This is a genomic window from Lichenibacterium ramalinae, from assembly GCF_004137085.1.
GTDB classification, from domain to species: domain Bacteria; phylum Pseudomonadota; class Alphaproteobacteria; order Rhizobiales; family Beijerinckiaceae; genus Lichenihabitans; species Lichenihabitans ramalinae.
On record NZ_QYBC01000019.1, the window covers coordinates 63,492 to 89,064 of the forward strand.

Consider the following 25,573-nt stretch of genomic DNA (forward strand, 5'->3'; position numbering starts at 1 on the left):
CCATGGCGATGAAACTCGGCCGAGGGGACGACGATGCCGGCGAGATCGCCGACATCAACGTCACGCCCTTCATCGACGTGGCCCTGGTGCTGCTCATCATCTTCATGGTGGCGGCGCCGCTGTCGACCGTCGACGTGCCGGTCGACCTGCCGGTGTCCAACGCCGCCGCGCAGCCCCGGCCCGAGAAGCCCGTCGTGCTGACGGTGAAGCGGGACCTCGCGCTGGTGCTCGGCGAGGACAGCGTGAGCCGCGAGGCGCTGGGCGAGCGCCTCGACGGCGAGACGGGCGGCGACCACGACCGGCGCATCGTGCTGCGCGCCGATGCCGGCCTGTCCTACGGGGAGCTGATGGGCACGATGAACCTCCTGCGGCGGTCGGGTTATCTCAAGATCGCCCTGCAGGGGCTCGAGGACGCGGGCACGGCGCCGTGAGCCTCGTGCCCTTGGCGGCGGAGCGCCGAACCGTCGACACCCTGCGCTGGGGCGCCGCCGCGCTGGTGGTGGCGGGGCTGCACCTCGGCGCGGGCTGGTGGCTAGTGCGCGGCGAACTCCCCGCCCCGCCCCCGCCCGAGGGGACGCCGGGCATCGTCATCGACCTCGAACCCGTCGCCGTGGCGGCGACCGTGCCGGTCGCGCCGGAACCCCTCGCCCCGACCGGCGACGCCCCGCCTCAAGGACCCGGCGCCAGCCCCGACGCGCAGCCCGCGCCGGCCCCCGCGCCCGAAGCTTCACAAAGGGCCGGCGACGACCCACCGCCGCCCGCCGCGCCGGAGCCGCCGGCCGTGCCGGAGCCGCCCTCCGTGGAGGCCCCGAGCCAAGCTCGCCCGCAGGCCGACGCGACCCCGCCGGCGCCCGCCCCCCCTTCCCCGCCGGAGCCCGTGCCCGCGCGCCAGCCCGCGCTTCCCGAGCCGACGGTGCCGGCTCCCGCCGCGCCGGTCGCGGCCGAGACCCTGCTGGCGTCGCCGCCGCTGCCGCCCTCACGCTCCCCGCCGCGGTCGCCGGTGCCGCGGAAGCCCAAGGTCGCCGTGCCGCCGCCGAAGCTCACGGCGGCGATGCCCGAACCCGCGAAACCCGACCCGCGCCAACTCGCCCGCGAGGCGGCGCGGCGTCGGGCCCGCGCCGACGCGCGGGCGCAGGCCCGCGCCGATGCCCGGGCCGGCCGAGACGCAGACAGGGCCGCCGCCAGGGGCGCCGTGGCCCGCGAGGGCGGCGGCCCGGACGCCGGAGCCGCGGCATCGCGCCCCGCCGCTTCCGGCGCCGAGGTCGCGTCCTGGCGCGGCGCCGTGGTGGCGCATCTCGACGCCTACAAGCCGGTGTCGCCGAGCGGGGCAGGCGGCACCGTCCGGGTCGCCTTCACGGTCGACCGCGGCGGCCGGGTGACGTCGGCCTCCGTGGCGGGCAGTTCGGGAGACCCCTCGCTCGACGCGGCGGCCCTCGCCATGGTGCGGCGGGCCAGCCCGGTGCCGGCGCCCCCGGACGAGCTCGGCGGCCGCATCGCCCTCGCCGTCCCGGTGCGGTTCCACTGAAGCTTTGTGACCGCAGGCTTCTTGACGGACGGGGCGGCGATGGACAGCTCCCGGGGGTGCGGCACCCCGGCCTTCGTCGGGGCCGCCCCGCCATCCGGAGCCCCGCCCCATGACCCACGACACCCAGGTCGACGACACCCAGGCCTTCCCGGTGACCCGCACCGACGCCGAATGGCGCAGCCTGCTCACCCAGGACCAGTACCAGGTGATGCGCCGCCACGGCACCGAGCGGCCGGGAAGCTGCGCCCTCCTGCACGAGAAGCGCCGCGGCACCTTCTCCTGCGCGGGATGCGACACGCCGCTGTTCGACAACAAACTGAAGTTCGAGAGCGGCACCGGCTGGCCGAGCTTCAACGAGCCGATCGAGGGCGCGGTCGAGAGCACGGTCGACCGGTCGCACGGGATGGTCCGCACCGAGGTGCATTGCGCCACCTGCGGCAGCCATCTCGGGCATGTCTTCGACGACGGCCCGGCGCCCACCCACCTGCGCTACTGCATCAACGGCGTCGCCATGAATTTCGCGCCCGCCTGACCGGCCCCGCGCCGCGGCGCCCGATCCCGCGGCGCTCTGCCCAGCGATGGATCGCCCTCGACCCGGCGCTGCGGATTCTTTCCGCAGCGCCGGTCGCGTATCCGGCTTGACGCTCGGGATAGTGGACACCTACCATCATCAGGTCGCAGGGCACACGATCGAACAGGTCATCTCGCGACGCAGCAAGTCGATCCCGCATCGGCGAGGTCGACGGAGACGAGTCCGCAAGTGGAGATGTGCCGCTGCACTGTCTCGATGCTGATCGGGCTCGGCACTGAACCGCGATGGGCCGCGGCCCATCGGCACGATCACCATGCCTGTCCACTCCACCCCGAGCCGGGAGTCGACCGCTTTGCGAGGCCACCGCCATCATGGAAGCCAAGGCCCGAGGGCGGGGCGCCCGAGCCGCGCCGTCGCGCCGCGGCCTCAAGGCGCCGAAGACCGTCGACTATATCAACATCGATTTCGACGTCTTCGGCTCGCTGCTGAGCTTCTACGTCCGCACCGTCAACATCCTGGTCAGCCAGGACCTCGACGCCGAGATGGAGCCCCTCGGCCTGGCGGGCGGCACGGGCAAGATCGCCACGATCCTGCTGGTCGGCGCCAACCCCGGCATCCGGCCCTCGGTGCTGGCGCATTTCGTCCGGCGGGACCGGTCGGCGATGGGCAAGCTCCTCGACGCCATGGCCGAGGCCGGCCTCGTCGAGCAGCGCATCTCGCCGATCGAGCGACGGGCTCGCGAGCTTTACCTGCTGCCGCGCGGCGAAGCCCTGCGGGACACGGTGCGCGACGCCGCGCGCCGGCAGGACGAGCGCTTCTTCGCCATGCTGTCGGGGGACGAGCGCGCCCGGATGCTCGAACTGCTGCGCAAGGTCTACGTCCATTACCTCGACATGGTGCCGGACCCCGAGTGAGGCGGTCGCGGCGCGGCGGGGGCGGGCGGTGAGCCGGGTCGCCCTCGTCTCGGGTGCCAACCGCGGCATCGGCCGCGCGGTCGCCGAAGCCCTGGCCGACGCGGGCTGGCGCCTCAGCCTCGGCCTGCGGGATCCCGACGCCATGGTGGGGCCCATCCCCGCCGACGCCCTGCTCCAGCGCTACGACGCCCGCGACTTCGCGGCGCCGGCAGCCTGGGTGGAGGCCACGATGGCGCGGTTCGGGCGCATCGACGCCGTGGTGGCCAACGCCGGCATCATGATCCCCGGCAACGTGATCGACGCCGGGGACGCGGATTTCGACGATCTGCTGGAGGTCAACGTCAAGGCGCCGCGCCGGCTGGTGAAGGCGGCCTGGGAACCGCTCAAGGCGGGCGGCCGCGGGCGCGTCGCCGTGGTGGCGTCGCTGTCCGGCCTCCGCGTCGCCTCGGCCGCATCGGGCCTCTACGCCACCAGCAAGTTCGCCGTCCTCGGCCTCACCCACGCCATCCGCCAGGCCGGCTGGGAGCACGGCATCCGGGCCACCGCCATCTGCCCGGGCTTCGTCGCCACCGACATGGCGGCGCCGCTGACGGCGGGGCGCGACCCCGCCACGCTGACCCAGCCCGGCGAGGTCGGCCGCGTCGTCGCCTTCGCGCTCGACCTGCCCAACACCGCCGCCGTCGCCGAGATACCCATCAACTGGGCCCTGGAGCCGCGGCTCTGAGCCGGGGCACGGCCCCGCGGAACGAGGATTGAGCATGGGACCCCCGGTCGACCCCATCCGCCCCGACGAGGCGCTGCCCGACGCCGTCGAGGTCGTCGTCATCGGTGGCGGCATCATCGGCACGTCGACGGCCCTGGCGCTGGCGAAGCGCGGCGTCTCGGTGGCGCTGTGCGAGAAGGGGCAAATCGCGGGCGAGCAGTCGAGCCGCAACTGGGGCTGGGTCCGCAAGGGCCGCCGCGACCCGCGCGAGATCCCGCTCATCGTCGAAAGCCTGCGCCTGTGGGGGCAGATGAACGAGACGGTGGGGGCCGAGACGGGCTTCCGGGCCTCGGGCGTCGTCTGGGGCTGCGAGAGCGACGCCGACGTCGGCCGCTACGAGACCTGGCTCGAACACGCCCGCCCCTACCAGATCGACGCCCGCATGATCTCCGGTGCCGAACTCGACCGGCACGTGCCGGACGGGTCGAAGCGCTGGAAGGCCGCCATGTACTGCTCGACCGACGGCCGGGCCGAGCCCCAGAAGGCCGCGCCCGCCATCGCCACGGCGGCGCAGTCGGCCGGGGCTGTCGTGCTGACCGATTGCGCCGTGCGCGGGCTCGACCGGGCGGGCGGGCGGGTGACGGCCGTGGTGACGGAGCGTGGCCGCATCCGCTGCAATGCCGTGGTGCTGGCGGGCGGCGCCTGGTCGCGCCGCTTCCTCGCCGACCTCGGCATCGTGCTGCAACAGCTCAAGGTGCGTTCCAGCGTCCTGCGCACGGCACCGCTCGAGGGCGGGCCCGAGGCATCGTTCTGGTGCTCCAAGGGAGCCTACCGCAAGCGGCTCGACGGCGGCTATTCCATCGCCAACGGCAGCGTCAACGTCGTGCCGCTGGTGCCCGACAGCTTCCGCTTCTTCACCGACTTCCTTCCCGCCTTCACGGACGACTGGCGCGGGCTGAAGCTGCGCGTCGACGGCCGCTTCCGGCAGGAATGGACGGAGGCGCGCACCGTGCCGCTCGACCAGGTGTCGCCCTACGAGCAGTGCCGCGTGCTCGATCCCGAGCCCGACCGCCGCTACAATCGCCAGGCCCTCGCCGACCTGTCGCGGCTCTTCCCAGTCTTCGGCAAGGCGCGCGTGGTCCAGGAATGGGCCGGCATGATCGACGTGACGCCCGACGCCGTCCCGGTGATCTCGGCGGTCGACGCCCTGCCGGGGCTCGTCGTGGCGACGGGCTTCTCGGGCCACGGGTTCGGCATCGGCCCCGCCGCGGGCCGCCTCGCCGCCGATCTCGTGACGGGCGCGGCCCCGGTGGTCGACCCGCACGACTTCCGCCTGTCCCGCTTCAGCGACGGCTCCAACCCGCGCCCTATCGCGGGCATCTGACGCCACCCCCATCCACGCCGGAGTTCCCGCCATGAGCCAGGACCACGACGAAGCGCTGCCATCCGCGCGCACCCAGGGCCCGAGCCGGCGCCGGCTCCTGGCACTCGGCGCCTCGGCGGGGGCGCTCGCCTTCGCCGGCCCCCTCGCCGGCTGGGTGCCGGGGGCGCTGGCGGCGACGCCGCCCACGAAGCCCAAGGGCCAGGCCGTCATCGGCCTGTCCCAGGAGCCGACCGTGTTCCAGCCGCTGAAGCTCCACATCGAGGTGGACGAAGCCGTCTACATGAACCTCTTCGGCACGCTGTGGCGCTCGAACCCGGACGGCAGCTTCGCGCCCGACCTCGCCGCCGAGATCCCCAGCGTCGAGAACGGCGGCATCTCGGCCGACGGGCTCGCATGGCGGGTGAAGCTCCGCCCCGACGTGAAGTGGCACGACGGCACGCCCTTCACGGCCGAGGACGTGAAGTACAACCTCGCCCTGCTGGTCGACCCGAAGTTCCTGTCCGGCCGGCGCGCCGGCCACGACCTCCTGCGCGACGTGACGGTGGTGAGCCCCACGGAGATCACCTGGCGCATGGAGCGGCCCTACGCGCCCTATCCGGCGATCCTGTCCTGGACCTGGTTCGGCCCCAAGCACATCCTGGAGAAGGAGGCCGACATCAACAAGCCCGCCTTCGCCCAGAACCCCGTCGGCACCGGGCCGTTCCGGTGGGGCGAGCGCGTGCCGGGCGACCACATCACGCTCAAGGCCTACGAGGGCTACCACGGCCCGGGGCCCTTCCTCGAAACCCTGGTCATCAAATACGTCCCGGACCTGACCGTGCTCTACACGCAGTTCCAGACCGGCGACATCGACTACATCGGGCTGCAGGGCATCACGCCCGACCACTACGACGAGGCCAAGACGCTGAAGGGCCAGGTCGTGCAGCCGGTGCCCAAGGCCACGATCGAGAACCTCGCGCTGAACACCGGCCTGCCGGTGTTCAAGGACCGCGCCGTGCGCGAGGCGCTCTACCTCGCCGTCGACAAGAAGAGCATCATCGAGCAGCTCTATTACGGCCTGCCGGTGCCGACGGAATCCTACCTGCCCATGCAGTCCTGGGCCTTCAACCCGGACCTCCCGGCCCAAAGCTACGACCCGGAGAAGGCCAAGGCCACGCTCGACGCCGCCGGTTGGGCGCCGGGACCCGACGGCATCCGGGTCAAGGACGGGGTGCGGCTGGAGTTCACCAATTCCACCACGGCCGGCAACCACCTGCGCGAGCAGGCCCAGCAGCTCCTGCAGCAGAACTGGCTGGAGATCGGCGCCAGGATGACGATCTCCAACCTGCCGCCCGCCGTCATGTGGGGCGATTACTGGATGCTGTCCAAGTTCGAGAGCGCCATGGTGGGCATCGACTTCATGGTCGGCCCGGACCCGGATGCGACCGACTATTTCTCCAGCCACGCCATCGCCGCCAAGGGTGGCGGTGGCCAGAACACGACGCAGTTCGACAGCCCCGAGGCCGATGCGCTGCTCAAGGACGGCGCCGCGACGGTCGACCGGGCGCAGCGCAAGGCCGCCTACCTCAAGCTCCAGGCCCTGACGCGCCGGGAGCTGCCCTACCTGCCCCTGTTCCAATACGCCATGGTCCAGGGCGTGAAGGCCGGCCTCGAGGGCTACGTCCCCAACATCAACACCCAGGAGAACTGCTGGAACGCCGGCGAGTGGTACTGGGCATGAGGCGCGGCGCCGGCCCGGTGGAACCGGAACCCCTCGGAGGTCCGGCGTGGCGCGCTTCCTGGTGAGCCGGCTCGCCCAAAGCCTGCTGCTGCTGGTCCTGGTCTCGGTGATCGGCTTCGGCGTGCTTCATCTCGCGCCGGGCGGCCCGATGGCGCAGTTCGCGCTCGTGCCCGGCATGAGCCAGGCCCAGCTCGCCGAGATCGCCCATGCCATGGGGCTCGACCAGCCGCTGCCGCTGCAATACTGGCAGTGGTTCAGCCGCCTGCTCGTCGGCGACTGGGGCCATTCCTACCGCGACGCCCAGCCCGTGCTGGCCGTGATCGCGGCCCGCCTGCCCGCCACGCTCGAACTCATGGGGGCCGCCATCGCGCTGGCGGTGCTGACGGGCGTGACGGTGGGCGTCCTCGGTGCGGTGCGCCGCGACTCGGCCTTCGACGTGCTGTCGACGGCCGGCGCCATGGTGGCGCTGTCGATCCCGACCTTCTGGTTCGGGCTCGTCACCATCTATGTCTTCTCGGTCAAGCTCGGGTGGCTGCCGGCCGGCAGCCGCGCGACCGTCGGGGATGCGTCGCTCTGGGGCTACGTCCACCACCTCATCGCGCCGGCCTGCGTGCTGGCGCTCGTCGAGGTGGCGGTCTGGAGCCGCTACATGCGGTCCGCCATGCTGGACGTCATCGACCAGGACTTCGTCCGCACGGCGCGCGCCAAGGGCCTGCCGGAGCGGCGCGTCGTCCTGCACCACGTGCTGCGCAACGCCTGGCTTCCCATGATCACCCTCGCCGGGCTGGAGCTGCCGACGCTGCTCGGCGGCGCCCTCGTCACCGAGACGGTCTTCACCTGGCCCGGCATGGGGCGCCTGTTCCTCGATTCGCTCGGCTACCGCGACTATCCGGTCGTGATGGGCATCCTCATGGTGTCGGCCCTGCTGGTGCTGATCGGCAGCCTGATGGCCGACCTCGTCGGCGCGGTGGTCGACCCGCGCGTCCGGCTCGATTGAGGCCTGCCATGACCGACGCCCCGCTCGCCCCGCCGCGCCGCCTCGCCGCCCTGCTGTCCCGCCGCCCGGCCGCCGGGCGGGCACGCAGCGGCGCGCTGCACCGCTTCCTGCGCCACCGCCTGGCGGTGGCCGGCCTCGCCGCCATCGCGCTGATGCTGCTGGCCTGCTGGCTCGGCCCCCTGCTGATCCCCTACGACCAGCTGTTCATCGACATCCGCCACCGCTTCGCCGGTCCCTTCGCCGGGCCCCACGTCTTCGGCACCGACCAGCTCGGCCGCGACCTGCTGGTGCGGCTGCTGATGGCGGGCCGCATCTCGCTCACCATCGGCTTCGCCGCCATGGCGCTCTCGACGGCGGTCGGCACCGCCATCGGCCTCGTGGCCGGCTATCGCGGCGGCCTCGTGGGGGCCGCGCTGATGCGCTGCGTCGACGCCGTGCTGTGCTTCCCCTCGGTGTTCCTGCTGCTGGCCCTGGCGGCCTTCATCCGGCCCAACGTCGTCACCATCACGCTGATCATCGCCGCCACGGGCTGGATGGAGGTGGCCCGCGTGGTGCAGGGCCAGATCCGCACGCTGAAGGCCCGCGACTTCACCCTCGCGGCCGAACTCATGGGCGCATCGGGCTTCTACGTCATGACCAACGAGCTGCTGCGCAACGCGGTCGGCCCCATCATCGTGGCGGCGACGCTGACGGTGGCGCGCGCCATCCTGGCCGAAGCCTACGTCAGCTTCCTCGGCTACGGCATCCAGGCGCCCGTCGCGAGCTGGGGCAACATGCTGAACAACGCCCAGCAATATCTCGGCTCGGCCCCGTGGCTGGCGATCTTCCCGGGGTTGATGATCACGGTCGCGGTGGCGAGCTTCAACTTCGTCGGCGACGGGCTGCGGGACGCGCTCGACGCGCGGGTGGAGTTGTGACGGTGGCGGGCCCGGTCCTCGAGGTGCGCGGCCTGTCGGTCGGCTTCGCCGACGGGCGGCGGACGGTTCCGGCCGTGCACGAGGTGGCGTTCACGCTCCACCCGGGCGAGACCCTGGCGCTGGTCGGTGAATCGGGCTCCGGCAAGAGCGTCACCAGCCTCGCCTTGATGCGCCTGCTGCCGCCCGCACCGCGCACGCGGGTGACGGGCGCGGCGCTGCTGCGCGGCCGCGACGGCACCGTCCACGACCTCCTCGCCCTGCCCGATGCCGCCGTGCGGGCGCTGCGGGGCGACCGCATCGCCATGATCTTCCAGGAGCCCATGACGTCGCTGAACCCCGTTCACCGGATCGGCGACCAGATCGCCGAGTCCGTCCGCTTCCATCGCGGGCTCGACCGGCACGCGGCGCTGAAGCGGGCCGAGGGCCTGATCGAGCGCGTCGGCATCCCGGATGCGGCGCGGCGGCTCCGCGCCTACCCGCACGAGCTTTCGGGCGGCATGCGCCAGCGCGTGATGATCGCCATGGCGCTCGCCTGCGACCCCGCCGTGCTGATCGCCGACGAACCCACGACGGCGCTCGACGTCACCGTGCAATCCCAGATCCTGGCGCTGCTCAAGGGCCTGCAGCGCGAGACCGGCATGGGGCTCGTCTTCATCACCCACAACCTCGGTGTCGTGGCGGAGATCGCCGACCGCGTCATGGTCATGTATGCCGGCCGCATCGTCGAAAGCGGCGGCGTCGTGCCCGTCATGACGGCACCGCGCATGCCCTACACGGCCGGCCTGATCGCGTCCGTGCCGCGGCTCGACCTCAAGGGCGGCGAGATGGTGTCGATCCCCGGCACCGTGCCGGACCCGCGCGCCCCGCCGCCCGGCTGCGCCTTCGCGCCCCGCTGCCCCCACCGGCGGCCGACGCCCTGCGACGAGGCCGTGCCGCCGCTCGAGGCGGCCGGTGCCGGCCACGACGTGCGCTGCCGACGCTGGGCCGAGATCGCCGCCGCCGCCGCGCCCCGGCCCGCCCTCGAGGCCCGGGCATGAGCGCCGCGCCGCAGGATGCCGCCCCGCTCCTCAAGGTCGAGGGCCTGCGCCAGCATTACGGCGGCCGGGGCCTTTTCGGCCGCGGCGACGTGGTGCGGGCCGTCGAGGACGTGTCCTTCGAGATCCGGCGCGGCGAAACGCTGGGGTTGGTGGGCGAGTCGGGCTCCGGCAAGTCGACGCTCGGCCGCGCCCTGCTGCGTGCCACCGTGCCGACCGCGGGGCGGATCACCTTCGGCGGCGAGGACATCACGGCCTGGACGGCGGGCCGGCTGCGCGCGCTGCGCCCCCGCATGCAGATGATCTTCCAGGACCCCTTCTCGTCGCTGAACCCCCGCATGACGGTCGGCGGCATCGTGGCGGCGCCCCTGGTGATCCAGCGCCAGGGTCTCGACCGCGCGGCGCGGCGCGCCCGCGTGATCGAGGCCCTCGCCACCGTGGGCCTGCCCGAACGGGCGGCGGACCGTTACCCGCATGAGTTCTCGGGCGGACAGCGCCAAAGGATCGGCATCGCCCGGGCCCTCGTCATGGCGCCGGACTTCCTCGTGGCGGACGAGCCCGTCTCGGCGCTCGACGTGTCCATCCAGGCGCAGGTGGTGAACCTGCTGATGGAGGTGCGCCGGCGCCTGTCGCTCACCATGCTGTTCATCAGCCACGACCTCGCCGTGGTGGGCCACGTCTGCGACCGCGTCGCCGTCATGTACCTCGGCCGCATCGTCGAGATCGCCGACACCCGCAGCCTCTTCTCCGGCCCGCGCCACCCCTATACCGAGGCGCTGTTCGCCGCCGTGCCGATCCCCGACCCGACGCTGCGGCGGCCGCGGGTGCTGCTCGACGGGGACCTGCCGAGCCCGCTCGCCCCGCCCTCGGGCTGCGCCTTCCGCGGCCGGTGCCGCCACGCGCTGCCGGCCTGCGCCGCGGCCGTGCCGCCGCTGCGCGCCGTCGGCCCCGGCCACTTCGCGGCCTGCATCCGCGACGACATCGCCCTCGCCGCGCCCGTCGCGGCGTGACGCGTTAGGCTCGGCGGGCGCGGATCCGGCTGCGGGCCATGGCGCGTTCCAGCCAGCGCGCGCCCAGCGACAGGGGGAACGCCATGATGAAATACATCACCCCCGCCAGGCAGTAGACCTGCATGGGCATGTAGAACTCGCTGGTGATGTCGTCGGCCCGCATCATCAGTTCCGGTGCGGCGATCAGCGACGCCACCGACGTGTCCTTGAGCAGCGCCACGGCGTTGTTGGCCAGCGGCGGCACGATGATGCGGATCGCCTGCGGCAGGACGATGTGGCGCATGGCCTCGGCGCGGCTCATGCCGATGGCCGATGCGGCCTCGCCCTGCCCCTGGTCCACGGCCGCGATGCCCGCCCGGTAGATCTCGGCCATGTAGGCGGCATAGTGCAGCCCCAGCGCCACCACGGCGGCGGCGAAGCTCGGCAGCACGATGCCGACCGACGGCAGGCCGAAATAGATGAGGAAGAGCTGGGTCAGCGTCGGCGTGCCGCGGATGAACTCGATGTAGACCCGGCAGGCGCGCGACAGCCAGCGCCGCCGCGACATCTCGCCGAGCGCGACCAGCAGCCCCGCCACGAGGCCGAGCCCGTAGGCCAGCACCGCCATCCGAAGCGTGTAGCCGGCCGCGACGATGAGTTCGGGCATCCACTCGCGCACGAGGGCGAGCGTGGCGGCGGAGATCATGCGCGGCTCCCGCGGGCGCCGCGGCGCTCGAGCGCCCGGCTCAGGGCCGACAATGGAAGGCTCAGGCCGAGGTAGATGGCCGCCACCGACATGTAGATCTGCGTCGACAGGTAGGTCTCCTTGACCAGCATGTTGGCGTTGAACGACAGTTCGGGCGCCGCCACCGCCGACGCCAGCGACGTGTCCTTGAGGAGGCCGATGGCGAAGTTGGCCAGGGCCGGGATGACGATGCGGGTGGCCTGGGGCAGCACGATCACCCGCAGCGCCGTGAGCTTGGTCATGCCGATCGACAGGGCCGCCTCGGTCTGGCCGCGGGCCACCGCCTCGATGCCGGCGCGGAACACCTCCGTGAGATAGGCGCCCCCGTTCAGCCCGAAGCCCACCACGGCCGCCGGCAGGGGCGACAGGCGGATGCCGAGCGCGGCGAGGCCGAAATACACGATGAACAGCTGCGTCAGCACCGGCACGGACCGGAACACCTCGACGTAGGCGTGGGCCAGGGCCCGCAGGAGGCGGGAGTCGGAGGTCCTGAAGCCCGCGAAGGCGAGGCCGAGCAGCACCGAGACCACGAAGGCCCCGGCCGTGACGATCACGGTGACGACGGCGCCGGTCAGCAGCAGGCCGATGATGTGGGGGAAGCGGTCGACGAACCGCAGCCACTGGGTGCTCACGGGGCGCGCCGCTTGTCGAGCACGGCACTCAGGAAGGCCCGGGTGCGGGGGTGCTCGGGGGCGTGGAACAGGCGGGCGGGCGGGCCCTCCTCGACCACGACGCCCCCGTCCATGAAGACCACACGGTCCGACACGTCCTCGGCGAACTGCATCTCGTGCGTGACGATCATCATGGTCATGCCCTCGGCGGCGAGGCCGGCCATCACCCCCAGGACCTCGCCGACGAGTTCCGGGTCGAGGGCCGAGGTGGCCTCGTCGAAGAGCATCAGCTTGGGCCGCATGGCGAGGGCGCGGGCGATGGCGACGCGCTGCTGCTGGCCGCCCGACAGTTGCTCGGGATAGCTGTCGCGCTTCGACGCGAGGCCGACCTTGTCGAGGAGATCGAGGGCGCGCGCCTCGGCCTCGGCGGCCGGCACGCGGCCGACCTTGATGGGGCCGACCGTGACGTTGCGCAGCACGGACAGGTGCGGGAACAGGTTGAAGCGCTGGAACACCATGCCGATGCCGGCGCGCTGGCGCGCCAGGGTGCGGTCGTCGACGTCGACCAGGGCCTCGCCGACGCGCTTCTGGCCGAGCAACTCGCCGTCGATGTGGATCTGCCCGCGCGTCGGCCGCTCGATGAAGTTGACGCAGCGCAGCATGGTCGTCTTGCCCGAGCCCGACGGCCCGATGATCGAAACCTTCTCGCCCGGGCGCACGTCGAGGTCGATGCCCTTCAGCACGTCGAGCGCGCCGAAGGACTTGTGCAGGCCCGCGATCCGCACGAGGGGCGGGGCCGGGTCCGGAAGCGTCGGGGTCGAGAGCGTGGCGTTCGGGATCATGGGGCCTCTCGCTGCGTCGTGGATCTCGCCCGGCTCGTGACCCGCGGTTGCGGGGCCGCTCTCAGAATGCGTCGATGGATCGCATCCGTGCCCGTTCCCCCCAAACGTCGAGGACGACCTCTCTACGGTCGGGGGGGAACGGGCATGCCTTCACGCGGTCTCAGCTGAAGAGCGAGGAATAGTCCTTGGGCGTATGGGCGGCCGGCCCGAGGATCTTGCCGTCGGCCGAGCGGTCGACGTCGATCCGGGGATCCGTGGCCCCCGCCACCATGTAGTCGGGGTTCACCATGCCGTAGCGGGCGAGGCATTCGGCATTGGTCTTGGACGCCCAGAGCCACTTGATGCCGGCGTTGACGGCGTCGAACAGGTCGGTGTTCTCGAGGCTCATGCCCATGACGGCGCGCCCCTTGCCGCTCAGCGACGGGTATTGCGTGTTGGGCTTGATCGGCACCAGCTTGAGGTTGTTGTCCTTGTTCTGCAGCAGCATGTAGTCGACGGACATGCCGTCCAGCACGGCATAGTCGAGCCGGCCGGCCTCGACGTCGCGCACGCAGGCGTCGTCGTTGTCGTAGAGCTTCACCTCGACATTGGGGATCTTCTTGATGTCGGGGACGTAGCTGTAGCCGGTGCCGCTGCCGACGCTGTGGCCGGCCATATCGTTCACGTCGATGTAGGGGCCGGAGGGCCGGTCCTTGCGCATCGTCACGTAGTTGCCGTCGTAGTAGATGACATCGGTGAGCAGCAGGGCGTTGGCGCGCGCCTTCGACCAGCCCATGTCGCCGCACATGATGTCGGCGCGGCCGGTCTTGATGGCTTCGATCGTGGCCGACCAGGCCATGAGGTTGGGCTTCACCGCCAGCCCGAGATGCTTGGCGATCGCCGCCACCATGTCGGCGTCGCTGCCGATGACCTGGCCGTCCTTCAGGCCGGTCTGGGGCATGGAGCCGCTCATGGCGATGGTGAGGAACCCCTCCTCGACGGTCTTGAACTTCGGCGGCGTCGCCGCGAAGGCGCGGGATGCCAAGCCCAACGGACCCAGGGCCGCGCCGGCGGCGAGGCCGGCGCCGCTCCCGAGAAGATGTCTCCGCGTCAGAGACGCGCCGAACATGCGATCCGTCATGGTCATCCACCCCGTTCAATCGGTTGCATCGGCAGCCTACACGGAACCGCCTCGTAATCAATATATTGAATTGCTGAAATTAACGTCCGCCGTCGAAGCGCCCTGCACAAGGCCGGCGCACGCCCCGTCAAGCCTGCCGAAACCGGCGGCAAAACCGTCATGAACCCTCGATCTCCTGCCGGCAGGCCGGCCTGCGGGACGGCGTGCCTTCCGCTGCGGTCCGCCGCGCATCTTGCCGTCTCGCCGTCGTCAGGATATTGAATATCTTCAACGAAAGGCCCGGCATGCTCGTCTCGACCAAACCCGCCGTCCCCGCCATCACGGATTCCGGCCCCGTGGATGTCGGGACGCGGCTGCGCCGGCTCCGGGCGGAACGGTCGCTGACCATCGCGCAGCTCGCCGAGGCGGCCGGCGTCTCGGCCGGGATGATCAGCCAGATCGAACGGGGCACCACCAACCCGTCGATCCGCACGCTGCAGCGCCTGCGCGCCGCCCTGGGCGTGAACCTGTGGGAGGTGCTCGACCAGAGCGGCGGCGCGGCCGAGCCCGTGGCGGCGCCCCGGTCCGACTACGTCCTGCGCCGCGCCGACCGGCCGCGCATCGTGGTGGGCGAGAGCCGGCTCGTGAAGGAGCTGATGTCGCCGCGCAAGGACCGCAACCTCCGCTTCATGCTCATCACCCTGCCGCCCGGCGGCGTCAGCGAGGACGTCATCATCGGGCATGGCGAGAAGGGCGGCTTCGTGCTCGAAGGCGGGGTCCGCCTGACGGTCGGCGGCGACATCTCCGACCTCGGCGAGGGCGACAGCTTCCAGTTCCCGAGCAGTTTGCCCCACGCCCTGTCGAACCCCCATGGCGAGCCCGCGCGCGTCGTGTGGATCATGAGCGTCGTCGACAGCCACATCTGAGCGTCTGCCGCCCGGCACCCGCCCCCATCCCGTCGAGCCCAGGAGAGAGCCATGTCACCGCCCCTCGCTTCCGTCGCCAGCGACGCCGCCCTGCCCCGCGCCGTGGACGTGGTGGTGGTGGGCGGCGGCATGGCGGGCATCGCGGCCGCCTACGAGCTGGCGCGCAAGGGCCACAGCGTGGCGGTGATCGAGAAGGGCGTGGTGTCGGGCGAGCAGTCGAGCCGCAACTGGGGCTGGTGCCGGCAGCAGAACCGCGACGTCCGGGAACTGCCGCTGGCCATGTGGGGCCTGCGCCGCTGGGAGGAACTGGCGGCCGAGACGGGGCGCGACCTCGGCTTCCGGCGCACCGGCCTCGTCTACGCCACCGACCGGCCGGGCGAACTCGCCGACTGGACCCGCTGGGGCGAGTCGGCGCGCCCCTTCCAGATGCAGACCCGCATGCTGACCGGCGCCGAGGCCGAGGCGCTGACGCCGGGCAGCCGCGGCGGGTGGATCGGCGGCGTCCACTCGCCGACGGACGGCCGGGCCGAACCCGCCCTCGCCGTCCCCGCCCTCGCCGAGGCCGCCCGGGCCCTCGGCGTCACCCTCCACCAGAACTGCGCCGTGCGGGGCTTCCACGTCGAGGCCGGCCGGCTGAAGGGCGTCGTGACCGAGCACGGCCTCGTGCGGGCCGAGGCCGTGCTGCTCGCCGGGGGCGCCTGGACGGGCCTGATGATGCGGCGCCACGGGCTGCGCTTCGTGCAGGCGAGCGTGCGCTCGACCTCCTTCGCCACCGTGCCGGCGCCCGCCGTGACGGAGGGCGGCCTGGCCTTGCCCGACGTGACGCTGCGACGGCGTCTCGACGGCGGCTATTCCGTCGGCATGAGCGGCCGCGGCCTCATGGAAGTCTCGCCCCAGGGGCTGCGCTACGCCAAGCCCTTCTGGAACACCTTCAAGAAGCGGCGCGCCGGGCTGACCGTCACGGTCGGCCGGTCCTTCTTCGACGGGCCGGAGGGCTTCGCGCGCTGGTCCATGGATGCCGAGACGCCCTTCGAACGGGTGCGGACGCTCGACCCGCCGCCGGAACAGCGGCTCATCGCGGCCGGTCTCGCTAGCCTCGCCGCCGCCTATCCGGCCCTCAAGGGCATCGGGGTGGCGCAGAGCTGGGGCGGGCAGGTCGACATGACGCCCGACGCCATCCCGGTGATCTCGCCCGTCGATCCCCTGCCCGGGCTCTTCGTGTCGGCCGGGTTCAGCGGCCACGGTTTCGGGATCGGGCCGGCGGCGGGCCGGCTCGCCGCCGACCTCGTGGCCGGCGACCCGCCGATCGTCGACCCCCGTCCCTACCGCTACAGCCGCATGACCGACGGCACCGACCTCGGCGCCCCCGGCCTCATGTGACGGCCCGCCATCGACCGCCCACCCCCACACCAGACCGGAGCCCGCCCATGACACGCCTCCCCGCCTTCCGCACCGGCCAGGCCCGCCGGGAGCAGGGCCATTGCAGCCCGGCGGAGGGGCTCGACATCCCGTTCTGCGTCATCGAGGGAGCGGCGCCAGGGCCCTGCCTCGTCGTCACGGCCGGCGTGCACGGTTCGGAATATTGCTCGATCGAAGCGGCGCTGCGCCTCATGGCGACCGACCCGGCCGGCCTCAGCGGCACGCTGGTGGTGCTGCCCATCGTCAACGTCGGCGGCTTCCGGGCGCGCAGCATCTACGTCATGCCGGAAGACGGGCAGAACCTGAACCGCATGTTCCCGGGCAAGCCCGACGGCACCGCCAGCCAGCGCCTGGCCGATTGGCTGATGACGCGGGTGTTCCCGGGAGCCGACGCCTACCTCGACCTCCACGGCGGCGACCTCGACGAGGCCCTGACGCCCTTCTCGATCTTCCCGGGCGCCAGCGCGGAATCGCGGGTCCTGGCCGAGGTCTTCGGGCTGCCGATCGGCGTCGCGGCGGCGCCGGGCGGCAACAGCATCAGCGGCGCCGCCCTGGCCGGCGTGCCGGCCGTGCTGGCCGAGGTCGGCGGCAACGGCATCTGGACCGAGGCGGGCGTGGACCAGCTCGTGGAGGGCGTGAGGCGCGTCATGCGGCACCTCGGCATGGTGCCGGGCCCGGTGGCGCCCGCCCCCGGAGGCTTCGAGGTCGTGGCCTTCCTGGTGCCCAAGGCCGACGTTTCGGGCCTCTGGTACCCCGCCAGGGCCCTCTCCGACGCGGTGCGGGCCGGCGACGTGCTGGGCGAGATCCGCGACGTCTTCGGCGCCGTGCTCCAGACCGTCACGGCCGACAAGCCCGGGCCGGTGCTGTACCAGCTGTCGAGCCTCTGGGTGAACGCCGGCGAGGCGCTGCTCGGCCTCGGCGTGCCGACCGGCGCCTGACCGGCCGAGCCTGCCGGCTCGCGATCCTCACCCGGCGATCCTCATCCCGCGATTTCCGCCGCGACGGCCTCCGCCACCGCCGCCGTCGTGGCAGTGCCGCCCCGGTCCGGCGTCGCCACGGCGCCGCGCGCCACCACGCGCTCCATGGCGGCGACCGTGGCGGCGGCCGCCTCCGTCTCGCCGAGATGGTCCAGCATCAGCGCGCCGGACCAGATGGCGGCGAGCGGGTTGGCCCTGCCGGTTCCCGCGATGTCGGGCGCCGAGCCGTGCACGGGCTCGAACATGGAGGGTACGCCCCCCGCCGGGTTAAGGTTCGCCGAGGCCGCGAAGCCGAGCCCGCCCTGGATGGCGGCGCCGATGTCGGTGAGGATGTCGCCGAACAGGTTCGACGCCACCACCACGTCGAGGCTCGCCGGGTCGGTGACGAAGCGCGCCGCGATGGCGTCGACGTGGTAGCGGGTGACCGCCACGTCCGGGAAATCGGCCGCCACCGCCTCCGTCACCTCGTCCCAGAACACCATGGAATGCTTCTGGGCGTTGGACTTCGTCACGGAGGCGAGCCGGCCGCTGCGGCGCCGAGCCTGGGCGAAGGCGTAGCGCAGGATGCGCTCCACGCCGCGCCGCGTGAAGACCGAGGTTTCGACCGCGACCTCGTCGGGCGTCCCGACGTGAACCCGCCCGCCGGCGCCGCTGTACTCGCCTTCCGTGTTCTCGCGGATGCACAGGATGTCGAAGCCCTCCGCCCGCAGCGGCCCCTGCACGCCCGGCAGCAGCCGGTGCGGGCGGGCGTTGACGTAGAGGTCGAAGCTCTTGCGGATCGGCAGCAGCAGGCCGTGCAGCGACACCGAATCCGGCACTTTCGCCGGCCAGCCCACCGCGCCGAGGTAGATGGCGGCATAGGGGCGGAGCCGGTCGATGCCGTCGGCCGGCATCATGGCGCCGTGACGGAGGTAGTGGTCGCACGACCAGGGGAACGTGTCGCCTTGCAGCCCGAAGCCGAAGCGCCGCGCCGCGGCCTGGAGCACCGACCAGCCGGCCTCGACGACGTCGACGCCGATGCCGTCTCCGGGGATGAGCGCGATCCTGTGGTCCGTCATGTCCTGCGTCCTTTCGGGGGATGGCGGGGTCGGCGCCGCCGGCTCAGTAACCGCGACCGCGGTCGACCAGGTTCTCCAGCGGCTCGCCGCGCCGGTGGCGGCGGACGGCTCGGATGACCTGGCGCGCCGCCGTCGCCGGATGGGTCATGCTGGCGACATGGGGCGTGGCGATGACCCTGGGATGGGCGAAGAGCGGGTGGCCGGGCGGCGGCGGCTCCTCCGACAGGACGTCGAGCACGGCGGAGGCGAGGTGCCCGGCGTCGAGGGCCGCCACGAGATCGGCCTCGACGAGGTGGCCGCCCCGGCCGACGTTGACCAGCCCGGCCCCGGCCGGCAGCCCGGCGAGGAGCCCGGCATCGAGAATGCCCCGGGTGTCGGGCGTGAGCGGCAGCAGGCAGACGAGGCTGCGGCAGCCGGCGAGGAAGGCCGGCAGCTCCTGGCGGCCCGCGAAGCCTTGGACGCCCGGCACGGCTCTGCCCGACGCGCTCCAGCCGCGGACCGGGAAGCCGAGGCCGACGAGGGCCGCCGCCACCGCCTGGCCGAGCACGCCGAGGCCGAGGATGCCGACGGCATGGTCGGCGGCGCGGCGCACCGGCATCGGCGCCCAGCGGCCCGCCCGCTGCGCCGCGAGGTAGTCCGGCAGGTCGCGGAGCTGGGCCAGCACGGCGAGCAGCACGTAGTCGACCATCGAGCGCGTCAGTTCGGGATCCACCATGCGGACGATGGCGATCCCGTCGTCGATGGCGGCGAGCGGCAGGTGGTCGATGCCGGCGCCGGTGTTGAACAGCACGGCGAGCCTCGGCATGGCCTCGGCGAGCCGCTCGGGGGGCGTCCAGGCCACGAGGTAGCGGGCTTCCGCCGCGGCTTCGGGCGACCAGTCGACGAGGGCGATCTCCGGCGCCTCCTCGGCGAAGACGGCGTGCCAGACGGCGCCGCGCCGCGCGTCGGACCTGTAGACGACGGTGGCCCCCTGGGTGGCTCCCGCCCCATGCACCGGTGCGGCGCCCGGCGGCGCGGCCGCGCCCGTCACGGCGCGCCCGGATCGCCCGCGGCCGCGCCGATCCGGCGCAGGATGCGCACGGGGTCGGCGAGGTGGCGGGCGAGTTCGACCAGCGCGGCCTGCAGGTCGCCGCCCGTCGCCAAAGCGGCGAGGCGGCGGTGTTCGTCGACGAGTTCGGCACTGGACCGGTAGCCCGACATCAGGTGCTGGAAGCTCAGCCGCGTTTCGGCCTGGACGGTCTCGTACATGCGCGACAGGCGCGGACTGCCGGCCGCATCCACCAGGGCGCGGTGGAAGGCGAGGTCGCTGTCGGCCACGTCGGCCCAGTCGGCGACCGCCACCGCCGCCGCCATGCCGGCGACCGCGGCCGCGAGATGCCCGGCCAGCGGTTCGCGGTCCGGCAGGTCGGCGATGCGCCGCAGGGCCGTGCTCTCGATAGCGCTGCGGGCGAGGTAGACGTCGGCGAGGTCGGCCTCGCTCAATCGCACCACGAAGACGCCCCGGTGCGGGTGGCTGACCAGCAGCCCCTCCTGCACGAGCCGCTGCATGGCCTCGCGCACGGGACCGCGGCTGACCTCGAAGCGGCCCGCGAGTTCCGCCTCGTTCATCTGCTGGCCCGGCGGGAACACGCCGGACAGGACGGCGTCGCGCATCGCCCCGGCCACCTGGCCGGCCAGCGTGACGCGCGGCAGACGGACGACGCCGGGCGGGACCGTCAATGCCGCCAGTCCTGGAACTTGTAATAGGCGCCGACCAGCGGCAGGAACCACGGCGGCCCGAAATGGCCCTTGATGGCGGGCCAGTCGAGGCCCGACCAGGGGTTGGCGTCGCGGTCGCCCGCCATCACGGCGGCCATCACCTGCCCCATGTGGGTCGACATCTGGGTCCCGTGGCCGCTGTAGCCCATGGAATAGTACAGCCCCTCGTGCTGGCCGGCGCGCGGCAGCCGGTCCTGAGTCATATCGACGATGCCGCCCCAGCACCAGTCGAGCCGGGTGCCGGCCAGGGCCGGAAAGGTTTCCACCATGCCGGCTTCCAGCACGCGGCCGCTCTTCGCATCCGAGGTGGCGCTCGACAGGGCGAAGCGGGCGCGGCCGCCGAAGAGCAGCCGGTCGTCGGGGGTGACGCGGAAGTAATGGCCGATGTTCTGCGTCGTGGTGCACATCCGGCGCGTCGGCAGCAGCGCATCGAGGCGCGCGCGCGACAGCGGCTCCGTCACCACGATGAAGCTGCCGATCGGCACGATCCGGCGCCGATAGCGGAAGAAGGGCCCCGCCCTGGAGGGGCCGGTGGCGAGCAGGACCTGGTCGGCCCGGAGGGTTCCCCGCGCCGTCTCCACCGTGTGGGCGTCGGTCCGGCCGATCCGCGTCAGGCGGCGCACGGCCGCGCCCTCGTGGATGCGGGCGCCGGCCCGGGTCGCGGCCTCGGCCAGCCCCACGACGAACCGGCCCATGTGCAGGCTGGCCGACTTCGGGAAGACGAGCCCGCCGTGGTAGCGCTCCGTGCCGATCTCGCCCGCCAGCGCCTCGCGCGGCACAAAGGCGACGTCGGGGTCGGCGCCGCGGTGCAGCGCATCGCGGGCACGGGCCAGCTTCTCGGCATGGGCGGGCTTGGCGGCGAGCTTCAGCTTGCCGGTGCGGGCGAAGGCGCAGTCGATGCCCTCCTCGCCGACGAGGCGTTCGACCGTGTCGACCGCCGCGTCGAAGGCGCGATAGAGCGCCACGGCACGCTCGAAGCCGAAGCGGGCCTCCACGGCGGCGAAGTCCTGCGCGAAGCCGTTGTTGCACTGGCCGCCGTTGCGGCCCGATGCCCCGGCCCCGACATGGGCGGCCTCCACCACCGCCACGCTGGCGCCGCGCCGGGCCAGCGCCAGCGCCGCCGACAGGCCCGTGAAGCCGCCGCCGACGACCGCCACGTCGACGCGCCCGGCGACGGGGCCGGGCGCCGCGCCGGCGAAGGGCGCGGCCGTGTCGTGCCAATAGGAGGCGAGCTTCACGGCGGCGTCGTCCGCGTCACAGGCCGCAGCAGGCGGCGAGGCCGCCGATGTCGGCGATCTCGTGGGTGAAGTAATGGGGGTTGCGGGGCTCGTGGCCGCGCCCCACCCACACCCGGGCGCCGAAGTGCAGGTCGAAGGCCGACATCTGGTCGTAGCGGAAGCTCGACGAGACGTGCATCATCTCCTCGGGCCGGGCGCCGAGCTGGTCGAACATGTATTCGAAAGCCTGGAACCGGGGCTTGTAGGCCTGGGCCTGCTGCGCCGTGTAGACGCGGTGGAACGGCGCCCCGAGCTTCTCGACGTTGCTGGGGATCTGGTCCGTCATGGCGTTGGACAGGATCACCAGCGGGATCTTGCCGGCGACGCGGGACAGACCGGCGGGCACGTCGGGGTGCGGCCCCCAGGTGGGGACGGCCTCGTAGATGGCGGCGCCGTCAGCCTCGCGATAGGGCACGCCATGGAGCGCGCAGGTCCGGCGCAGCGCGTTGCCGATCACCTCCGCGTAGGGCTTCCAGACGCCCAGGATCTCGTCGAGCCGGTAGGCCGAGAAGTCCGCGACGAAGCGCGGCATGCGCTCGGCGGGGATCCGGTCGCCGCACAGGCTTTCCGCCATCTCGCCCATGTGGAAGCGCGTCAGCGTGCCGTAGCAGTCGAACGAGATGTATTTGGGCCTGAAGGTCGCAGAGGTCATGGCGGATCCGCTGTGTGATGGCGTGGCACGGGCGTGTCCCGTGGCAGAAACAGCGTCCGTGAGCGATTGTCAACAATCCTACGATCAACCCGCGTCGTGCCGCAACGCCGAACCGGAACTGCCGCCGCGCCACTCGGGGAAGACCGCGTCGGCGATCGCCGCGATGCGGGCCGCTTCGGCCGCCGACAGGGTCGCGCGCCAGGGCTCCGGCACGGCCGCCCTGGCGGCGAAGGCGGCGGGGTGGATGGAGGCGGCGGGGCGGGAGAAGTCCGGGGTGCCGCGTTGCCGCATCCCCAGCCAGGCGCAGAGCCCCGCCACGGCGGCGGCGGGGTCGGCGACGAGGTCCTCGTAGGCGACGACCCGTCCCCAGCCCTGCCCGGCGAGCGCCCGCGCGGCGTCACGCTCGACGAGGGCCCAATAGGCGGCGATGCGCGACAGGGCATCGGTGTCGTAGGGGGCGAGATCGGCGGCTTCGGGCACCAGGCGCGCAAGCCGGACCCGCGCGAAGCTCCAATGCCAATCCGCCGCCACGAGGCTCGCCGCCACCGCGCAGGGGTGGCGGCGGAGGTGGATCACGGGGACGCCGAAGCGGCGGTGCACCGGCCCGAGGTTGCGGTGGAGACGGACGTCCTTGACCACGATGCCGGTCCGCGCCGATTCGGCGACGCTGCCGCGGCAGCTGAGCAGGAAGGCGCCGCCGTGAAGGCCCCGGCAGGCCGCCTCGAAGCCCCGCCAGTCCGCCGCGCCCTCCGGCCAGGGCTCGGGGATGAAGGCCTGCAGCGCGTCCTCGTCGCCCGGGAACCGCATTTCCAGCGCGGCGCGGCGCCGCGGCTCCTGCGGCGACAGCGGCTCGAAGATGGATTTGGCGCCGAGGCTCTCGGCGAGGCATTCCTGCAGCCACGTCGTGCCGCTGCGCCAGAACCCGTTCACCACCACGACCGGCCTGGCGAGGCCCGACAGGCCCAGGCCCGCATCGACCAGCCCGGCGGCCGCCAGGCCGGCGGCCACCGCCCAGGGCCGGCGGGGCCGCCCCGCATGGGTCGCGTCCCCCAGGCGAAAGGGGACCCGCGTCGTTCCGCGCTCGTCCATGGCGAATGCGCTCCGGCTCGGGCTCGGGAGCGGTTCCAACCGATCCGGTCCTGGTCTAGGCGCATCGGCGCCGCCTGCCTATGCGGATGGCTGCGGCGATGCAGCGCCCCCGGCCTCCTACACAGTGTCATCCGCCTTCTCTATGGCTCGACCATGCGGAACCCACTGAACGCCGGCTCGCCGTCCCCGTCCCTTTCCCTGCCCCTGGTGCCGGACCTCGGGACGCGCCGGCTGCTCGCGGTCCTGCCGAGCGCCCTGTTGGCCGTGAGCCTCTTCGGCTCGGCCGTCGCCGTGCTGGCGCGGGCGCCGCGGCCCCTCATCGACTGGGCGATGCTGGTGCCGTTCGCCCTCGTGATGATGTGGGAATGCTTCATCGTGTGGCAGCTCGTGCTCGGCTTCGCGGTCTGGCTGCGCGGCACCGAAGGGCTGACGCCGCTCGAAAGGCGGGCCGCAGCGCTGGACCCGATCCCGACCGGACGCAGCCGCACCGCGCTGCTGATGCCGATCTACGAGGAGGAGCCCGAGGCGGTCTTCGACCGGGTGCGCATCATGCTCCGCTCCCTGGCCCGGCTGGGCCCCTGCGACGACGTGGACCTGCACATCCTCAGCGACACGCGCGACGACGCCACCGCGGCGGCCGAGGCGCGGCTGTGGGACGCGCTCGACGCCGAAGCGCCGGGGCGGACCGCCTACAGGCGACGGGCGGTCAACGCCGGCCGCAAGGCCGGCAACATCGGCGAGTTCCTCGACCGGCGCGGACAGGACTACGACCACGCCGTGGTGCTGGACGCCGACAGCCTCATGAGCGGCGCCGCGATCCGGCGGCTGATCCGCCTCATGGAGGAGCATCCCCGCATCGGCCTGATCCAGACCGTCAGCTACGCCACCGGCCGCGACACGCTCTTCGCCCGCATCCAGCAGTTCGCCGTTCGGCTCTACGCGCCGCTGTCGCTGCGCGGGCTCGAGTTCTGGCAGGGGCCGGAAGGGTCCTACTGGGGCCACAACGCCATCTTCCGCGTCGCGCCCTTCCACCAGCACTGCCGCCTGCCCGTCCTGTCCGGCCGGCCACCCTTCGGGGGCGAGATCCTGTGCCACGACGTGGTCGAGGCGGCGCTGCTGGCCCGCGCCGGGTGGGAAACCCACCTCCTGCCCGAGTTCGAGGGCACGTGGGAGGAAATGCCGACCAATGCCCTCGACCTGCTGGCGCGGGAGCAGCGGTGGTGCCAGGGCAACCTGCAGCACATCGGCGTCGTGGGGCTTCCGGGGCTGAAGGCGGCGAGCCGCACCCATCTCGCGCTCGGCATCGGCGGCTACCTCGTGGCGCCGCTGTGGTGCGGTTTCCTGGCGCTGGGGGCGCTGCGCGTCCTCGCCATGCCGGAAGGCCAGGGCTACGGCGTCCTCGCCTACGGCCTGACGGAGCCGGGCTTCGCCGGCGCGCTGCTGTTCGCGCTGTCGGCGGCGCTGATCCTGCTGCCGCGGGTGTTGAACCTCGCCCGCGCTCTCGGGGACGGGGAGGTGCGCCGAGGCTTCGGCGGCACCTTCCGCCTGCTCTGCGGGGCCGTTCTCGAACAGGCGCTGTGGCTTCTGCTGGGCCCCATGCTGCTGTGGGTGACGGCCGGGTTCGTCACCCGGGCCTTCGCGGGCGGGGCGGTGGGCTGGGCCAGCCAGTCGCGCGACGAACGGCACGTCCCGGTGCTGGACGCCGTCCGGCGGCACGCCCTGCAGGTCGCCCTCGGATGCGCCTTCGCGCTCGCAGCGGCGCGGGGCGGAGGATGGCTGGCGGCGTGGCTGGCCCCGACCGCGCTCGGCCTCGTGGTGAGCCCGCTCCTCACGGCGCTGTCCAGCCGTCGCGACCTCGGGCAGCTGTCGCGGCGCTGGGGCCTCTTCCTCACCGTCGACGACGTGACGCCGGCGCCCGAGATCCTGGAGTTCCGCGACGCCAGCGCCGCCCGGCTCCGGGAGGGACGGGGCGGCGGCGGGACGGTTCCCGCCCCCGCCCCGGCGGCTCAGCCCGCCAGGCCCGTCCAGCCCACGCAGAACGTCCCATAGTCGCAGGTGATCTCCTCGCCCACCGCGATGGGCCGGGCGGCCACCGACATGAACGGCCGTTCGGCCGTGTTCGGGTGGTCGCTGTGGTTCAGGAACTTCGCGTGGTCGCAGCACAGCAGCGTCGCGCCCCCGAGGTCGGCCGACGGATAGGCGTAGGCGTCGAGGTGGGCGCGGAAGGCGCGCGGCGCGCCGTCGCGCTCCGTCGGCGTGACGATGCGGTCGAAGGCGGCGTCGTACCGCCACACGACCGTGCCGGCCGGCACGGCCTCGAGCGCGAAGACCCCGACGCCGTGGATCGGGCTCGGTCCGAGGCGGGTGCGGATCAGGAACATGGGCCGGCTCGCTGGGTTCGGATC

General features: G+C 73.0%; 26 protein-coding genes. 15 read left to right on the top strand and 11 right to left on the bottom strand.

Going from position 1 to position 25,573, the window contains the following annotated elements; translation table 11 throughout:
- Positions 1–2: 2 nt before the first annotated feature.
- The 11 genes from exbD (at position 3) to D3272_RS20565 (ending at position 10,736) form a co-directional block, all read left to right on the top strand.
- Positions 3–431 (top strand): TonB system transport protein ExbD, encoded by a 429-nt coding sequence (gene exbD, locus D3272_RS20515; RefSeq protein WP_129221080.1) that lies wholly within the window; start codon positions 3–5, stop codon positions 429–431.
- A complete protein-coding gene (locus D3272_RS28060; RefSeq protein WP_245496700.1) occupies positions 428–1,525 on the top strand; it encodes an energy transducer TonB family protein in 1,098 nt (365 codons plus the stop codon). Before exbD ends, D3272_RS28060 begins: the two co-directional genes overlap by 4 nt.
- A gap of 109 nt (positions 1,526–1,634) precedes the next feature.
- A complete protein-coding gene (gene msrB / locus D3272_RS20525) occupies positions 1,635–2,057 on the top strand; it encodes a peptide-methionine (R)-S-oxide reductase MsrB (RefSeq protein ID WP_129221081.1) in 423 nt (140 codons plus the stop codon).
- A 371-nt stretch (positions 2,058–2,428) separates the two neighbouring features.
- Positions 2,429–2,971, top strand: coding sequence for a MarR family winged helix-turn-helix transcriptional regulator (locus D3272_RS20530; protein ID WP_129221082.1), 543 nt, complete (start codon positions 2,429–2,431; stop codon positions 2,969–2,971).
- Between the two features lie 28 nt (positions 2,972–2,999).
- A complete protein-coding gene (locus D3272_RS20535) occupies positions 3,000–3,695 on the top strand; it encodes an SDR family NAD(P)-dependent oxidoreductase (RefSeq protein ID WP_129221083.1) in 696 nt (231 codons plus the stop codon).
- A gap of 34 nt (positions 3,696–3,729) precedes the next feature.
- Positions 3,730–5,058 carry an NAD(P)/FAD-dependent oxidoreductase gene (locus D3272_RS20540; protein WP_129221084.1) on the top strand — a complete coding sequence of 443 codons (1,329 nt, stop codon included), beginning with the start codon at positions 3,730–3,732 and terminating at the stop codon, positions 5,056–5,058.
- 31 nt (positions 5,059–5,089) lie between these two features.
- Positions 5,090–6,778: a peptide ABC transporter substrate-binding protein gene (locus D3272_RS20545; RefSeq protein ID WP_129221085.1), complete on the top strand. Its 1,689-nt coding sequence runs from the start codon at positions 5,090–5,092 to the stop codon at positions 6,776–6,778.
- Positions 6,779–6,824: 46 nt separating this feature from the next.
- Positions 6,825–7,775: an ABC transporter permease gene (locus D3272_RS20550; RefSeq protein ID WP_129221086.1), complete on the top strand. Its 951-nt coding sequence runs from the start codon at positions 6,825–6,827 to the stop codon at positions 7,773–7,775.
- Positions 7,776–7,783: 8 nt separating this feature from the next.
- On the top strand, positions 7,784–8,692 hold the full coding sequence (locus D3272_RS20555; RefSeq protein WP_129221087.1) for an ABC transporter permease: 909 nt from the start codon (positions 7,784–7,786) through the stop codon (positions 8,690–8,692).
- A gap of 2 nt (positions 8,693–8,694) precedes the next feature.
- Positions 8,695–9,729: an ABC transporter ATP-binding protein gene (locus D3272_RS20560; RefSeq protein WP_129221088.1), complete on the top strand. Its 1,035-nt coding sequence runs from the start codon at positions 8,695–8,697 to the stop codon at positions 9,727–9,729.
- Positions 9,726–10,736 carry an ABC transporter ATP-binding protein gene (locus D3272_RS20565; protein ID WP_129221089.1) on the top strand — a complete coding sequence of 337 codons (1,011 nt, stop codon included), beginning with the start codon at positions 9,726–9,728 and terminating at the stop codon, positions 10,734–10,736. Before D3272_RS20560 ends, D3272_RS20565 begins: the two co-directional genes overlap by 4 nt.
- Before the next feature lie 4 nt (positions 10,737–10,740).
- Here D3272_RS20565 and D3272_RS20570 read toward each other — a convergent pair whose 3' ends face one another.
- The 4 genes from D3272_RS20570 to D3272_RS20585 form a co-directional block, all read right to left on the bottom strand.
- Positions 10,741–11,421: an amino acid ABC transporter permease gene (locus D3272_RS20570; RefSeq protein ID WP_207210270.1), complete on the bottom strand. Its 681-nt coding sequence runs from the start codon at positions 11,419–11,421 to the stop codon at positions 10,741–10,743.
- A complete protein-coding gene (locus tag D3272_RS20575; RefSeq protein ID WP_129221090.1) occupies positions 11,418–12,092 on the bottom strand; it encodes an amino acid ABC transporter permease in 675 nt (224 codons plus the stop codon). Before D3272_RS20575 ends, D3272_RS20570 begins: the two co-directional genes overlap by 4 nt.
- Positions 12,089–12,913 (bottom strand): amino acid ABC transporter ATP-binding protein, encoded by an 825-nt coding sequence (locus D3272_RS20580; protein ID WP_129221091.1) that lies wholly within the window; start codon positions 12,911–12,913, stop codon positions 12,089–12,091. The genes D3272_RS20575 and D3272_RS20580 overlap by 4 nt, the downstream gene beginning before the upstream one ends.
- A 160-nt stretch (positions 12,914–13,073) precedes the next feature.
- On the bottom strand, positions 13,074–14,033 hold the full coding sequence (locus D3272_RS20585) for an ABC transporter substrate-binding protein (protein WP_165361441.1): 960 nt from the start codon (positions 14,031–14,033) through the stop codon (positions 13,074–13,076).
- A 284-nt stretch (positions 14,034–14,317) separates the two neighbouring features.
- Between D3272_RS20585 and D3272_RS20590 the strand changes: the two genes are divergently transcribed.
- The 3 genes from D3272_RS20590 to D3272_RS20600 are packed head-to-tail and all read left to right on the top strand — an operon-like array spanning position 14,318 to position 17,295.
- A complete protein-coding gene (locus tag D3272_RS20590) occupies positions 14,318–14,938 on the top strand; it encodes a cupin domain-containing protein (RefSeq protein ID WP_129221093.1) in 621 nt (206 codons plus the stop codon).
- 51 nt (positions 14,939–14,989) lie between these two features.
- Complete coding sequence (locus D3272_RS20595; protein ID WP_129221094.1) at positions 14,990–16,318, top strand: NAD(P)/FAD-dependent oxidoreductase; 1,329 nt, start codon at positions 14,990–14,992, stop codon at positions 16,316–16,318.
- A 47-nt stretch (positions 16,319–16,365) separates the two neighbouring features.
- Positions 16,366–17,295, top strand: coding sequence for a succinylglutamate desuccinylase/aspartoacylase family protein (locus tag D3272_RS20600; protein ID WP_129221095.1), 930 nt, complete (start codon positions 16,366–16,368; stop codon positions 17,293–17,295).
- Between the two features lie 41 nt (positions 17,296–17,336).
- On the opposite strand, the gene D3272_RS20605 is transcribed toward D3272_RS20600, so the two are convergent.
- From D3272_RS20605 to D3272_RS20630, 6 genes are all read right to left on the bottom strand, one after another.
- Positions 17,337–18,392, bottom strand: a complete 1,056-nt coding sequence (locus tag D3272_RS20605; protein WP_129221096.1) for a tartrate dehydrogenase — start codon at positions 18,390–18,392, stop codon at positions 17,337–17,339.
- Positions 18,393–18,435: 43 nt separating this feature from the next.
- Entirely contained in the window at positions 18,436–19,422 is a 987-nt protein-coding gene (locus tag D3272_RS20610; protein ID WP_342634194.1) for a 2-hydroxyacid dehydrogenase, read from the bottom strand.
- Positions 19,419–20,111, bottom strand: a complete 693-nt coding sequence (locus tag D3272_RS20615; protein WP_245496701.1) for a GntR family transcriptional regulator — start codon at positions 20,109–20,111, stop codon at positions 19,419–19,421. The genes D3272_RS20610 and D3272_RS20615 overlap by 4 nt, the downstream gene beginning before the upstream one ends.
- Positions 20,108–21,463 carry an NAD(P)/FAD-dependent oxidoreductase gene (locus D3272_RS20620; RefSeq protein WP_342634196.1) on the bottom strand — a complete coding sequence of 452 codons (1,356 nt, stop codon included), beginning with the start codon at positions 21,461–21,463 and terminating at the stop codon, positions 20,108–20,110. Before D3272_RS20620 ends, D3272_RS20615 begins: the two co-directional genes overlap by 4 nt.
- The gene (locus D3272_RS20625) at positions 21,405–22,079 is read right to left on the bottom strand and encodes a haloacid dehalogenase type II (protein ID WP_129221098.1); all 675 of its coding nucleotides are present in this window, start codon (positions 22,077–22,079) and stop codon (positions 21,405–21,407) included. Before D3272_RS20625 ends, D3272_RS20620 begins: the two co-directional genes overlap by 59 nt.
- 84 nt (positions 22,080–22,163) lie before the next feature.
- On the bottom strand, positions 22,164–23,168 hold the full coding sequence (locus D3272_RS20630; protein ID WP_129221099.1) for a sulfotransferase family protein: 1,005 nt from the start codon (positions 23,166–23,168) through the stop codon (positions 22,164–22,166).
- 153 nt (positions 23,169–23,321) lie between these two features.
- Between D3272_RS20630 and mdoH the strand changes: the two genes are divergently transcribed.
- On the top strand, positions 23,322–25,217 hold the full coding sequence (gene mdoH / locus D3272_RS20635) for a glucans biosynthesis glucosyltransferase MdoH (protein WP_165361442.1): 1,896 nt from the start codon (positions 23,322–23,324) through the stop codon (positions 25,215–25,217).
- Here the strand turns inward: mdoH and D3272_RS20640 are convergent.
- Positions 25,175–25,549 (bottom strand): SET domain-containing protein, encoded by a 375-nt coding sequence (locus D3272_RS20640; RefSeq protein WP_129221101.1) that lies wholly within the window; start codon positions 25,547–25,549, stop codon positions 25,175–25,177. The genes mdoH and D3272_RS20640 overlap by 43 nt on opposite strands.
- Positions 25,550–25,573 lie beyond the last annotated feature (24 nt).